At 64.8% G+C, this 12587-nt stretch carries 15 protein-coding genes and 1 pseudogene; 5 read left to right on the top strand and 11 right to left on the bottom strand.

Annotated features, from left to right (window positions below; genetic code table 11):
- The first annotated feature begins 4 nt into the window (after positions 1 to 4).
- Entirely contained in the window at positions 5 to 430 is a 426-nt protein-coding gene (locus ACPXYO_RS11255; RefSeq protein WP_423920344.1) for a type II toxin-antitoxin system VapC family toxin, read from the top strand.
- Between the two features lie 96 nt (positions 431 to 526).
- Here ACPXYO_RS11255 and ACPXYO_RS11260 read toward each other — a convergent pair whose 3' ends face one another.
- Both ACPXYO_RS11260 and ACPXYO_RS11265 read right to left on the bottom strand, forming a co-directional pair.
- Complete coding sequence (locus tag ACPXYO_RS11260) at positions 527 to 802, bottom strand: hypothetical protein (protein WP_423920347.1); 276 nt, start codon at positions 800 to 802, stop codon at positions 527 to 529.
- 6 nt (positions 803 to 808) lie between these two features.
- Positions 809 to 1543 carry a hypothetical protein gene (locus ACPXYO_RS11265; RefSeq protein ID WP_423920349.1) on the bottom strand — a complete coding sequence of 245 codons (735 nt, stop codon included), beginning with the start codon at positions 1541 to 1543 and terminating at the stop codon, positions 809 to 811.
- 110 nt (positions 1544 to 1653) lie between these two features.
- Here ACPXYO_RS11265 and ACPXYO_RS11270 point away from each other — a divergent pair.
- Together ACPXYO_RS11270 and ACPXYO_RS11275 are read left to right on the top strand one after the other, a co-directional pair.
- Positions 1654 to 3093, top strand: a pseudogene (locus ACPXYO_RS11270) (N-6 DNA methylase).
- 2 nt (positions 3094 to 3095) lie between these two features.
- Positions 3096 to 3872: a DUF5131 family protein gene (locus ACPXYO_RS11275; RefSeq protein ID WP_423920352.1), complete on the top strand. Its 777-nt coding sequence runs from the start codon at positions 3096 to 3098 to the stop codon at positions 3870 to 3872.
- Between the two features lie 163 nt (positions 3873 to 4035).
- Here the strand turns inward: ACPXYO_RS11275 and ACPXYO_RS11280 are convergent, their stop codons facing one another.
- The 6 genes from ACPXYO_RS11280 to ACPXYO_RS11305 form a co-directional block, all read right to left on the bottom strand.
- Positions 4036 to 5019 (bottom strand): DNA-processing protein DprA, encoded by a 984-nt coding sequence (locus ACPXYO_RS11280; protein ID WP_423920355.1) that lies wholly within the window; start codon positions 5017 to 5019, stop codon positions 4036 to 4038.
- Positions 5016 to 7085 carry a RecQ family ATP-dependent DNA helicase gene (locus tag ACPXYO_RS11285; RefSeq protein WP_423920358.1) on the bottom strand — a complete coding sequence of 690 codons (2070 nt, stop codon included), beginning with the start codon at positions 7083 to 7085 and terminating at the stop codon, positions 5016 to 5018. The genes ACPXYO_RS11280 and ACPXYO_RS11285 overlap by 4 nt, the downstream gene beginning before the upstream one ends.
- Positions 7085 to 7408 (bottom strand): type II toxin-antitoxin system PemK/MazF family toxin, encoded by a 324-nt coding sequence (locus tag ACPXYO_RS11290; protein WP_423920360.1) that lies wholly within the window; start codon positions 7406 to 7408, stop codon positions 7085 to 7087. The genes ACPXYO_RS11285 and ACPXYO_RS11290 overlap by 1 nt, the downstream gene beginning before the upstream one ends.
- Positions 7402 to 7647: a ribbon-helix-helix protein, CopG family gene (locus ACPXYO_RS11295; RefSeq protein ID WP_423920362.1), complete on the bottom strand. Its 246-nt coding sequence runs from the start codon at positions 7645 to 7647 to the stop codon at positions 7402 to 7404. Before ACPXYO_RS11295 ends, ACPXYO_RS11290 begins: the two co-directional genes overlap by 7 nt.
- A gap of 152 nt (positions 7648 to 7799) precedes the next feature.
- A complete protein-coding gene (locus ACPXYO_RS11300; RefSeq protein WP_423920365.1) occupies positions 7800 to 8651 on the bottom strand; it encodes an LLM class F420-dependent oxidoreductase in 852 nt (283 codons plus the stop codon).
- A gap of 229 nt (positions 8652 to 8880) precedes the next feature.
- Positions 8881 to 9123 (bottom strand): hypothetical protein, encoded by a 243-nt coding sequence (locus ACPXYO_RS11305; protein ID WP_423920367.1) that lies wholly within the window; start codon positions 9121 to 9123, stop codon positions 8881 to 8883.
- On the opposite strand from ACPXYO_RS11305, the gene ACPXYO_RS11310 reads away from it, so the two are divergent.
- Positions 9117 to 9509 carry a PIN domain-containing protein gene (locus ACPXYO_RS11310; RefSeq protein ID WP_423920369.1) on the top strand — a complete coding sequence of 131 codons (393 nt, stop codon included), beginning with the start codon at positions 9117 to 9119 and terminating at the stop codon, positions 9507 to 9509. The genes ACPXYO_RS11305 and ACPXYO_RS11310 overlap by 7 nt on opposite strands.
- A gap of 7 nt (positions 9510 to 9516) precedes the next feature.
- Here the strand turns inward: ACPXYO_RS11310 and ACPXYO_RS11315 are convergent, their stop codons facing one another.
- Complete coding sequence (locus ACPXYO_RS11315; RefSeq protein WP_423920372.1) at positions 9517 to 10683, bottom strand: hypothetical protein; 1167 nt, start codon at positions 10681 to 10683, stop codon at positions 9517 to 9519.
- Positions 10680 to 11288 carry a hypothetical protein gene (locus ACPXYO_RS11320; RefSeq protein ID WP_423920374.1) on the bottom strand — a complete coding sequence of 203 codons (609 nt, stop codon included), beginning with the start codon at positions 11286 to 11288 and terminating at the stop codon, positions 10680 to 10682. The genes ACPXYO_RS11315 and ACPXYO_RS11320 overlap by 4 nt, the downstream gene beginning before the upstream one ends.
- A 174-nt stretch (positions 11289 to 11462) precedes the next feature.
- On the opposite strand from ACPXYO_RS11320, the gene ACPXYO_RS11325 reads away from it, so the two are divergent.
- Positions 11463 to 11597: a hypothetical protein gene (locus ACPXYO_RS11325; RefSeq protein ID WP_423920376.1), complete on the top strand. Its 135-nt coding sequence runs from the start codon at positions 11463 to 11465 to the stop codon at positions 11595 to 11597.
- Positions 11598 to 11605: 8 nt separating this feature from the next.
- On the opposite strand, the gene ACPXYO_RS11330 is transcribed toward ACPXYO_RS11325, so the two are convergent.
- Positions 11606 to 12526 carry a hypothetical protein gene (locus tag ACPXYO_RS11330; RefSeq protein ID WP_423920379.1) on the bottom strand — a complete coding sequence of 307 codons (921 nt, stop codon included), beginning with the start codon at positions 12524 to 12526 and terminating at the stop codon, positions 11606 to 11608.
- Positions 12527 to 12587: the final 61 nt, after the last annotated feature.

A 12587-nucleotide genomic window follows, 5' to 3' on the forward strand; every position in this document is an offset into this window, starting at 1 on the left:
CGGGGTGCTTGACACCAACGCGGTGATCGCATTGCCGCGGATCGCTGACGCCGGGATGCTGCCCGCGGAGCCAACCATCACGACGATCACGCTCGCTGAGCTGTCGGTCGGGCCACTGGCAGCCTCCGACGCCGCCGAGCGACGGAGACGCCAGGCTCACTTGCAGCAAGCGGAGGCCGACTTCGATCCGCTGCCCTTCGACGATGCCGCCGCCAGAGCCTTCGGCCAGGTTGCCGCCGACCTGCGGGCATCGGGGCGCAAGCCCGCAGCACGCGCCTACGAAGCGCTCATCGCTGCCACAGCAGTCTCCAACGGTCTGCCCCTGTACACCGCCAATCCCGCAGACTTCGAGGGCATCACCGATCTCGAAATCGTCGCCGTGTCCGTGCCAGGCGCAGCAGTCCCCGGCCATGCGGGAGCTGCCGAGTAGGCCGAGCGCGTACCGATGCCTGCGCACGACCCGAAGGCGACGATGCAGACCGGGCTGGTCAGCCGCCCGCTATTGGCGTGTCGGTAGGACTCTTGGTCAGGCCCGGGCGAGCAAGTCTTGGAAGGGTCTGAAGAGATCGACAGGATCTAGAGGGCCTGACTGAAAGTAGACCGGATGGGTGATTCGGATGGTTTCCTCAGAATCGGCACCGAGGAGTACGACCTCAATGTGGGAGCGATCCTCGTAGTCCTGCTCAGTTGCGTTGTAGGCCGCAACAGCTGACCGGCTGTCGGTGTAGGTCTTCAAGGCGAGCTGCTCGCGTTCCTGATGGTCGTAGACGATCAGGAAGTGGGTAGTGGTTCGATGACTCATGGCAACTCACCCGGTTTCCGTGACCAGCTCGGTCAATTCCTTGGCCGCTGTTTCGAGCGCAGCGTACATCCAGTCGCGTTCGGGCGCGGTCGCGGGACCAAGCTGCGCCTCGTGTGCAGCCCACCGGGTGCCCAATTGCGTTAGGTAGCGATGAACGTCCTGTCCCCCTGCGCCGTTCTTAACGTCGACACTGGTGGCACTGGTTACGGCTTCAACGATGATGGCCCACGCGTGCTGCAAGACCGTGCGCAGCTGCACCTCGACAAAGCGCTCTTGATACCGGGTGTGGATGTGCACGGCGCGATAGCCCGATGATCTCGGTGACGTGATGTAGTCGATGAAGCGGTCTGGTCGCCCGTTGCGGATGAGGCTGTTGCGTGAGAACCGCACCGCGACCTCGTCCACATCTTGCCGATGCAAGAACACCGCTCGGCAGCCGCCGATGTCATGCATTTCGGCGAGAGCCATCCTTGGCTCCCGCGTCAACTTGTGGAAGATCGTTTCGAGACGCTTGAGACGCTGTGTCAGCAACAGCACCGTTGCCTGTTCCGAACGAATGCATGACGCCAGTCCGGTTCGGGCACTGACGAGCGGGCTCTGATGAGCTTCTCGAAATGCGTACACGACACGACCTGCTTGCAAGAGCCGGTCACGATCCAATACCGGTTGCGCCTCCGCGAGATGTCGCCGCAGCGTCTTTCCTGCCTTGTTGACCTGACTCTTTGTCGGCGGCGACGACATCGTGCCACGCTAGATGTCGACCGTCGCGAGAGAGCCTTCCAATTTGTTGGTACCGGTCGAACGGAGATTGCTACCGCGAGAGCGCCGCTGATGGGGCGTCGCGTGAGCGGGTGCCCGCACACGATCCCAAGGCGGCAGTGCAGAAGCTGTGGGACTTCTGCTACGTGCTGCGGGACGACGGACTGTCCTACGGCGACTATTTGGAACAGCTCACGTATCTGCTGTTTCTGAAGATGGCCGATGAGCAATACGTGATGCTCGGAGGCGACCGAATCGTGCCCGTCGAGCACGACCGGCAGTCGCTGCTGAGCCGTTCGGGCACGGAGCTCGAAGCCCACTACAGCGATGCATTGGCCGCACTGGGCACGAGCGAGGACATGCTCGGCGTGGTCTTCCACAAGGCCCGCAACCGCATCCAGACGCCGGCCAAGCTGTAACAGCTCATCAAGGAGTTCATCGACCAGCACCCCTGGATGAGCTACGACGCCGACCTCAAGGGCGACGCGTACGAGGGCCTGATCGAAAAGACCGCCCAGGAAGGCGCCAGGGGAGCGGGCCAGTACTTCACGCCCCGAGCGCTCATCAACGCCATCGTCGACGTGATGGCCCCCGAGCCGGACCACCGCATCTGCGACCCCGCCTGCGGCACCGGCGGATTCTTCCTGGGCGCCTACCGGTCGATCGTCGAACGGTTCCCGCACTTGGAACCCGACCAGGCCGCTCACCTGCGCTCGGGTGCGTTCACCGGTTGGGAGATCGCCGACCTGCCTGCTCGCCTGTGCGCTATGAACATGCTGCTGCACGGCATCGAGAGCCCGGAGTCCGACTCGCCGATCATCGTTGACGACGCCGTGCGGGATACTCCTGGCAAGCCGTTCGACATGGTGCTGACCAACCCGCCCTTCGGTCGATCGTCGTCGGACAGCTACGAGCGGGACGATTTCTGGGCGACCACCCGCAACAAGCAGCTCAACTTCGTGCAGCACGTCGTGAGCCTTCTGCGGATCGGCGGCAGCGCTGCGGTGGTGGTGCCCGACAACGTGCTGTTCGAGGCAGGCGCCGGCGAGACGATCCGCCGCCGGCTGCTGCACGACTGTGAGGTCCACACCCTGCTGCGCCTGCCCACGGGGATCTTCTACGCCCAGGGCGTGAAGGCCAACGTGCTGTTCTTCCGTCGCCGCGAGGGCGCCGCAGAGCCGTGGACCCGCGAGCTGTGGGTATACGACCTGCGCACCAATAAGCACTTCACTCTCAAGCAGAACCCGTTGACGCGGGCCGACCTGGACGACTTCGTGACGTGGTACCGGCCGGAAGAGCGCCACAAGCGCAAGGAGTCCGAGCGCTTCAAGCGCTACACCTACGACGAGCTGATCGCCCGAGACAAAGTCAGCCTCGACCTCTTCTGGCTACGCGACGAGAGCCTCGAAGACACCGACGACCTCCCACCCCCAGCAGTCCTCGCCGCCGAGATCGCCGAAGACCTCGAATCCGCCCTCGCCGAGATCCAAGCCCTCGCCGACAGCCTCGCCGCGACGGCCGAAGCGAAGTGATCATGAGCGAGCGGACGGGCATCGAGTGGACTGAGGCGACGTGGAATCCCACCACCGGGTGTGACCGCACTTCGGTGGGCTGCGACAACTGCTACGCGCTCACGCTGGCGAAGCGTCTGAAGGCGATGGGCAATCTGCGCTACCAACGTGACGGCGATCCCGCCCTGAGCGGCCCAGGCTTCGGTCTGACTTTGCACTACGACCTGCTCGACCGGCCCCGGCACTGGCGCAGGCCCCGCCTCATCTTCGTGAATTCGATGAGCGATCTGTTCCATCCCGACGTGCCGCTCGACTTCGTCCAGAAGGTGTTCGCCGTGATGGCCGACACACCTCAGCACACCTACCAGGTGCTCACGAAGCGGTCGAAACGGCTTGCGGCTGTCGCAGGTGATCTGGAATGGCCTTCGAACGTCTGGATGGGCGTCACGGTTGAGACGCCCCGCTACGCCTTCCGCATCGACCATCTGCGCTCGGTAGGCGCTGCGGTGCGTTTCATTAGCGCCGAACCGCTCTTGGAGGCGCTGCCGAATCTCGATCTCACTGACATTCACTGGCTCATCGCCGGAGGCGAGAGCGGTCCAGGCGCCCGACCGATGGAAGCCGATTGGGTCAGAGACCTTCGCGACCAGTGCACCGCCCCAAACGTCGCGTTCTTCTTCAAGCAATGGGGCGGCCGAACTCCCAAGGCTGGCGGTCGCCATCTTGACGGTGCAATTCACGACGCTCTTCCGGAAGCGACGACGTTGGCTTGTGGCTTCGCTGAGAGCCTCAGCGGATAGCCGGCGATGCCCGGTAGCCCCGACGCCTGGACTTTGCGCAGAAATGCCGCCACAGACGGCAAATCTGCACACAGAAAGCGTCACAGCAACTCTCCGAGACGCCACCACCTATCCGCGCGGCCCCTAAGCGCCAAGTGAACCCACTGCTGGCGAACCGCATTCTTTAGCTGAGCGCTGAGTCGAAGAGCGTTCCCTGTTCAGTCACCGCCACGAGCGGTGGCGGATCGAGGGTTGGATCAGCTTCATCACCGTCGAGCAAGGCATCGAGCCCTTCGATCTCGGATACCGGCACGGCACCGCGTCGTTCGAGACCCTCGTTGCCCGGCCCTTCGCCGAGTCCTCGCCAGACCGCGACCCGGCCGAATTGGCACTCGAGCGCCTCAGTTGCGCCCGTCCAGGTGCCGCCTGAGCCCTTGTCGCTCGCGACCACAAGCGTGACTGCGGCCTGGGCATAGATGAGCTTGTTGCGACCCATCGCGTTGCCGGCATTGAAGCCGGCGTCGGGGCTGTAGGGCGCGCACATGACGGCCCGTCCATCATGAATCGCTGCGCGGACGTGGGCGTCGCGGAGCTTGCGTGACAGCGAGTCCGCCAGCACGCCGACAACTGCACCCCCAGAATCCAGTGCCGCATTCATTGCGAGCTGATCGACGCCGCGAGAGCCGCCCGAAACGAGTGGAATGTTGCGAACGGCTGCGCACTTGGCAGCCTCGACGGCAACCTCGGCGCCGGTCGGACTTACGTCGCGGCTGCCCACGACACCGAGACCTGCGATACCGAGCAACTCGGTTGTGCCCGCCGCATAGAGCAACGGCGGCGCCTTGTGCCCGAGGCGCTCGGGCCAGCGTGTCGGGTAGTGCAGGTCGAACGGGGTGAGCGTCCGGATACCCGACTGCTCGAGCCGCTCCAACTCGAACGCGAGTGCCGTGGCTCGGCCCATCAGAGCACCGATGCGATGAGCGAAATCGCCTATGAAGTCGTGCGCCGCTGCGAGATCGTCGGCCTTCATTCCGAGCAGGCAACTCGGTCCCTGGCCCAGGCGAGTTGACAGCTTCCAGAACTCCGATGCCTTCAGCGGCTGCACTCGGTCAGCACACAGCCGGCTGACGAGAGAGATCGCCGCCAGAGCGTCGTCTCCTCGCCTCACCCGCCCGCCCTCTCGGACGTCTCGGTTAAGGCCAACGGGAACACACGACCCGCTCCGGCGGTGCGCAGCTGCGCCCCCACGACCGTCAGCGTCCAACGGGAATCGACCACATCGTCGACCAGGAGCACCGGGCCTTCGGGCACCGGTCCGCTGATACTGAACGCCCCGTCAACGTTGCGGAACTGCTGATGGCTGTTCCGCATCGACTTCTGTGTCTGCGTATCGCGAACCTGCACGACCGCATCGTGACACGGCAGCCCAAGCGCGTCCGCAAGCCGGGTGGCGAAGTCGGAAACGAGTGTCGGGTAACGGCGCGATGGCACGAACGTGACCCAGGTCGGTGCGGGTACGGGCTGCCATCGGTCGCTGATGAACTCTGCGACTGCGTCCACCAAGCGGTCGTCGAATCGGCCATCCGACTGCTTGCCATTGCGTACCAAATTGCCCCAGCCGCCATCACCCCATCTCGACAGCGCTCGACCGTCTTCAAGTCGAAGCTCTGCCGGGATCGACTTGGCGCTCGCCCACTGCTTACGGGACTGGATCACCATGCTCTCGCTGCGCAAGAACTCCACTGCCCGTTGCACCTCGGACAGATCGAACGTCAGCGCCATGGTGTCGCCGGTGCAGTTGTCGCACGAGCCGCAGGGCTCGCTTACCGGATCGTCGAGATGCTGCCTCAGGAGCTGCATTCGGCACTGGTCGGTGTCGATGTACTGGCGTACCAGTTCGAGTTCGGCGCAGCGCAACGCAGTTACCGCTTCGACTTTGTCGTGATCGAAGCTCCAAGGTCGCAGCGACCGTTGCCACCGGCTGCCGACGCGCTCGATTGCGCCATCCACTTCCAGATTCTTCAGGAGATTCTCGAGACGTTTGTTGCCGACGTTCACCTCCGGGAGCAACTCGTTGAGCCGCATCGGCTCGTGGCGTTCTTCCAGCAGTCCGACGACGTGCTCAGCGAGCCGGGGGTTGGGGAACGACGTCTCGATGAAGTAGTTCTGAATGTCGGCGTCTTCGGTGCCCCGCAACACGATGCCCCACGACTCCGGCACTCCCCGGCCCGCCCGTCCGACCTGCTGGTAGTAGGCGACTGGCGATCCCGGCGACTGGTAGTGGATCACGAACGACAGGTCTGGTTTGTCGAAGCCCATGCCTAACGCGGAGGTCGCGACGACTGCCTTGATCGAGTTGCCGAGCAGTGCCTGTTCGATCTCTGGCCGCCGGGACGATTCGGTCCCACCGCTATAGGCCACAGCATCGATGCCTTCGCAGATCAGCCAGCCAGCGACGCGTTCGGTGTCTCGAATGGTGGAGCAGTACACGATGCCGGTGCCCGGCAGCTTCGCCAGCGTCGCCGCCAGCCATGTCAGACGCTCCGGTGGCGACAGGATCGTCAGGGCATGCAATCGCAGACTGTCCCTGCCGAGTGGCCCGCGCACTGTCTCGAACTCGGACCCGAGCTGCGTGATGACATCGGCGACGACCCGGTCGTTGGCCGTTGCGGTGCAGCACAGCACCGGTATTCCCTGGGGCAGCAGATCGAGCATAAGAACGAGCCGCCGATAGTCCGGCCGGAAGTCGTGACCCCAGTCGGAGATGCAATGGGCCTCGTCGACGACAAGCAGGCCGCATCGCGCAGCTATGACCGGAAGCACCTCGCTGCGAAATTCGCGGTTCGCCAGCCGTTCGGGTGAGATCAGCACGACATCCCCTTCGTCTGCTTCGATCTGTGCGATGACCGCTTCCCATTCGTCGCGGTTGGAACTGTTGATGGTGACGGCGCGTACGCCGAGGCGTTCTGCCGCCTCGATCTGATTGCGCATCAATGCGAGCAGCGGCGATACCAGCAGCGTCGGGCCGAAGCCTGCGCTGCGCATCAGCCGGGTCGCGATGAAGTAGACCGCGCTCTTACCCCAGCCGGTTCGCTGCACCAGCAGTACTCGCGCACGCTCGGCGACCAGACGACGGATTACGCCGAGCTGTTCGTCGCGGAATCCGGCCTGTGAGTCCCCGGTCAGCTTGCGAAGCAGGCCGAGCGCATATTCAGTTTCCGGGACGGGGCTCATCAGTAGACGATGTCCATTGCGTAGCGAAGTGCTTGATCGAGTTGTGCCTGCTTGAGGGCACCGAGCTGGCCGACTGGTTTAGGGTCGAGGCGGGTAATCGGCACGGTGACGATGTTGTCGCAGCTGATGACGCACGACTCTGGCAGACCCTCGTCGACGCCGATCTCCACCTCCGAGCGGATGCCGCGCATCGTGCGTGTGATGGAAGCGCAGGTGATAGCCGTCAGTACTGAAGCCGCCGCGTCCCTCGTCAGCACGCACAGGGGCCGCCGCCCGCCGGGTCCACTGAGATCACCCCAGTAGATCTCGTTGCGCGCTACCACGGTGGCGCTGTCTCAGCCGCCAGTCGCGCCGCTGCTTGGATGAGCGCTGGATCCTGCGGCTGGCGGCGATACGCAGCAACAAGTTGGGCGTCGGCAGCGGCCAGATCGGCGGCTTCGATGACAGCACGCGCACCGAGCCGCAGCAAAGCAGACCTGCTCGTTCCCTCAGCGGCGGCGATCGCCGCCAGCCGTTCGATGAGTTCGTCATCTAGCTGAACCAATACCTCGCGCCGGGCCATGACCATATGGTAGGGCATATGGTCTGCTCTCGGTGAACTACTGTCGGAACCGGTCACGCCGTCAACGTAACGACGCCAGCCAGAGCCACACCAACAGGTTTCTTCAGGTCGACTTGCTGACCGACCTGCCGAAGCGGTCCGCTGAACCGGGATCAGTCGGCGAAGGTGTCGACTAGGTGCTGGTTGCGGTCGACGAAGCGCTGGTGCTTGTCGGCCTCGTCGGGGGCGCCGAAGACGGTCCGTTCGACGCCGAGTTCCTGGTACAGCTCCAGCTTCTCTTCGGTCGGCCGGCTGAAGCAGTACATCGAGATCGGCACACCATCAGGATCTCGCCCGTAGGACTCCACGGCAGCCCGGAAACGGTCGACGGCCTTGCGGGCATCGCGCAGGAAGTCGTCGAGCGGGCACCACCCGTCGGCGTATTCCGCGGCATGCTGCAGGCCGATCCGACCCTGGCAGCCCATCAGCACCGGCGGACCCGGCTGCTGAACCGGCTTGGGGTACACCCACGACGGCTCGATGTGCACATGCGTGCCCGAGTACCCCGCCTCGTGCTGGCTCCACTGTCCACGCAGCGCCTCGATGGTCTCGCGCATGGCCCCATAGCGCTGCGACCACGGCACCGGCGACACATTGGCCAGTTCTTCACGATTCCAGCCCACGCCGACGCCGAACAGGAATCGCCCGCCCGACACCTCGTCCAGCGTTGCCACGCTCTTGGCCAGGTCCAGCACCTCATGCTCGAGCACCAGGCACACGCCGGTCACCAGCTTGATCCGTGACGTCACCGCAGCCGCCGCCCCCAGCGAGGTGAACGGGTCGCGCATATGCCAGTAGAGCTGGGGCAGATCGATGCCAGCCGGGTGCGGGGTCTCTCGGCTCGCCGGAATGTGGCTGTGCTCGCCTACCCACAGCGAGTCATAGCCCCGCTGCTCCGCCTCGACCGCCATGTCGGTGGTGCGCTGTCCATAGTCGCTGTTCGGTGTCGCCAACCCGATCTTCATGTGTCCCCGCCCTTGCCAATGCGCGGCGAACCTAGCGCGCCACCCGCTTCACCTCATGGGGTCTGCCCAATACGCGGATGGCTGTGCGTGCGCTCTGCCGAAGTGCGGCGCGAAATCCAGACCTGCACGCACCTGGCCTCGCGTTACGTTCCGCCCACGCAAGCCCACGAACGAAGCCAGCATCCGGCGAAAGGGGTCCATTTTCATGTGTAAAACTCAACACATGCGTTTACACATACAGCTTGACGACGATCTTGTCGCTGAGCTCGACCGGCGAGCTGGACCCCGGCGCCGGAGCGCATTCATCGTGGCGCTCATCCGCCAGTGCCTCGACGACGAACGACGATGGGATGAGATCGAGGCGACGCTGGGCGCGCTCGATGACCATGGCCACCCTTGGGATGCCGATCCCGGCGAGTGGGTCCGCCAGCAACGTCACGCCGACGAGCGACGCTCCGGCTGACCGTGTCACGCCTCGTCTTGGATTCCACGGTGCTGATTGATGCACTGCGTGGTCGGCCCGCTGCCGACCGGCTTCGAGGCCTCCGTCGGCACGGCATCGAGCCGTGGGTGTGCGCGATTTCGATCGACGAGGTCTGGCGGGGACTGCACGCTGACGAAGAGCCAATTGCCCGGCGCCTCATCGGTGCGTTGCGGCACGCACCCATCGGCGCTGCTGAGGCAGAGCGTTCAGGCCGGTGGCGACGGGACTTCGCGCAACGTGGCGTCACACTCCACCAAGCGGACTGCCTCATTGCCGCTGCGGCGGTCGGCGCAGGCGCGTCGCTCGCCACAGCGAATCTCGCGGACTTCCCCATGCCAGAGCTCGACCTCCAACACTGGCCGGTCGGCGATTGAATCCGGCTCACTGAGTCGCCGCGCTCGACATGTCCATCGTCCGCTCGGTCTGTTGAGCCGCATCACTCACCAGCGTCACATGCTCACGACAATGCAGCGCGACTGTCTCGCCCTCGCGTACCCACACGGTGGCGTCGCCGGTCAGCGGCCCGGCCAATGCAGCGTCGAAACAGGTGACAAGCAGGGGCAAGCCGAAGATCGTGTTCTGGAAGTTGTACGCGGCCCTCTCGGTCTCACAGACCACCAGGAGCGGGAGCGGCTGCCCCTGCCATACGCATTTGCGGTACGGACCCAGCTTGCGGTGCACCTCTGACGGTGTGGTCGCATTGCGCTCGTACTCGACGCAGTAGCCGCCTGCGCCGAAGGGCCCCTCCGCGACCAGGACGACGAAGTCTGGCCTGACCTGCGTGATGTTCGGAAGGTTGACCTCCGCGCGCCATCCGCCGAACGCTGCGGCCCCTTCGCGCGCGAACTGCACGACGAGCCGATTGATCCCGTCGTTGTGCGCTGCCTCATGTTGCTGGTAGTCGGATTCGAGCAGGGCGCCATGGCGGCTGTGAATCACCGTCGGCAGCACCCGGCTCAGGTTGGCCGCGCGCAGCATGCCTCGCTCCGCAAGATAGAAACGCCCGTCGAATTCGGCGACAAGCCCAAGGTCGACGAAGCGGGCAAGCAACTCGTCGACAGCCTCTGCTGATTCGCGGACCAGTTCGCAGAGCCACGCTGCGCGCATTGCCGGGAACTGCGCGATCGTCAGGAAGATCCGGTATGCGGCCGGACCCTCGATCGCTTCAAGATCGAAGTTCGCAGACGTCCAGCGTTGCATGTCTTCCACGCAGCCGAGCTGAGGATGCCCCGGCGGATCCGATACCCGGTCGCGGGACGGCCGTACTTCCACGGCATCTCTCCATCGTCCGTCGGCGGTGCAGATGAGCGTGGGCGCTGTCTCGACAAGGGTGCGGCGAGCAAGATCCGCCGCCCAAGCGTCGGCGGCCACGATGACCTGCGCCGAAGGCTCGACCGTTTGCTCCGGATCTTCGTAGAAGACCCGGTTTGCGATGCGGAAGCAGCGGTCTTGATGAGCGACGTAGCAGTCGATTCCCCAGAAGCGGTGTTGTTGCTTGCGTCTCAGCACTCGTTCTGTCGCGTGCAGGCCCACATAGGTGAAAGTCACCCAGATCGGTTCGCCGTATCGGGCGACCGCGTGGAAAAGCCGCCATGTCGCAGCAGGCGGAAGTCGGTCATGTGCAGCTCGGCGTCCGCGGGAACGCCGTCCGCCGGCCAGATCGTCGAACCGTTGCGCATCAGGTCTGGCGCGATCCGGTACACCGCTTCGAGCATGGGCAGCCGCCGCAGGCACGTTCTGATGCCTCGCGCTGTTGCTGTCCACGGCGGATGCTCATGGAGGCTTGTCGAGGTGCCGCCTGCGGTGACCGGAGGGACGAAGGGCGACAAGCACGGCTCCTCGAGGTGCGCCAGGTGCTCATGATCCGGCGCGAAAGCCCCTCCGGGTGCGCTGGGTACACCAGCGTCGCGACGAAGGCGTGCGGCCCGTGGGGCGCGAGCCCCTTCCCGGGGAGTGAGATGCGTGTGGTCGGTTGCGTACACCGACGGGATCGCTTGGCTCGTCAAGAACCAGCGATCCTGCGAGTTCTCGCTCATCCCGCGCCGGGTTGACGCAACCAAACCTGCGTTGCGCAGCGAAGCGAGCTGTTGGCGGAGCTGCGGTGCTGCGACATCGATGACCGCCGTCAGATTATCGACGCTCGCGAGCGGCATACGGCCGATGATCCTCAGAAGGCGCTGCTGATTGTCGTCTGTACCGGTCACGCATTGCCGGAATGCCCGTGCGTTTCGACGGCACCGAGCCGTGCGGGGCGCCGTCGCGATCAGCACGTAGCCACTTGCGTCCGGCGGCGCGGGATCGTCTGGATCGCCGCTTTGGGAAGCTAAGTGTCAGCCGACCGCGAGAAGCCGGTAAACGACGACGAGTTCGTGAGCATCTCGCACGACTGGAATGAGGGGCTCGTTGTGTGCCGCTGGTGGCTCTATGGAGCCATCGCTTGGGGTCTTGACCCACGACTCTGATCTGTCAGCTATTGAGCGGCGTCGTGTTCGCGGTCGATCCAGGTGCTCGCCGACAGTCGGCCGCCGAAGTCGTGGTCCGGGTTGCCATTGCTGTCGAGGCCGTACAGGGCGCGTATCTGGTAGTTGTGCCGACGCGGACCGACCAGCGCGTCGTGGCTCTGGTCAGTGAACGCGAGGTCGTTACTGCCGACCGTGCCGATGAGGTAGGGCTGGCTGTCCGACAGCAGCACCTCAGCGCCGTTGCGGTTCACGTGACCGAACGAGGTGCGGTAGATCTCAAAGCCGGAATGAGTGCGCTGGTCGGCGCATTTGTAGAGGGGACGCGACGTCGTGTCCACCCATGCTGTGAGGCTGTCAGGACGAGTGATCCTCTTGAAATCCGGCGGGGTGCTGCCGACTCGTTTGTAGCTGGCGCATGCCGTCAACTGACTCGGGAGTCGCCATGTCAGCGTGATACCGTCGGCCGTCAGCTGCGTGGTGCCACTGCGGGGCACGAAGTTCTTAGCGGAGTAACTATCAAGTACCGATGCGACGAAGCCGTTCGGGTGCTCATGGGGACGGGGGTTGCCGCCGAGCGGGCTGGGGTGGCTGGCGGGCAGGCCCGGCAGGGTCGAGCGGTCCTGGAACTGGACGGATTCCGTGTTCTGGGGCGAGGACCGCGGCACGACGCTTTCGCCCTCGTCGGGCGGGGGCACGAATTGCTTGTTGTCCTGGTTGCTCTGCTGGTAGCTCACGTCCGACTTGACCGACACCGCCGAATCAGCAACACCCCCGTCGTTGTCGTCGGTGGGCGCGTTCCAGCCCAGGGTGACCACGCCATCTTGGAGCTGAGCGAACAGGCCCTTGGGATGCAGCGAGCTAGACGAGGCTCCCACGGCAGGAGACAGCACTGCTGCCGCGAGCGCCATCGCCGCCAGCGCTGCGGGCACAGCCCGTCTGCGCCTGCGGGGCCTCATTCCTGGGGGGGGGGGGGGTATGGGAACGCAGTGC

It is taken from the genome of Candidatus Poriferisodalis sp. (assembly GCF_965237655.1).
Taxonomy (GTDB): Bacteria; Actinomycetota; Acidimicrobiia; order Acidimicrobiales; family Poriferisodalaceae; genus Poriferisodalis.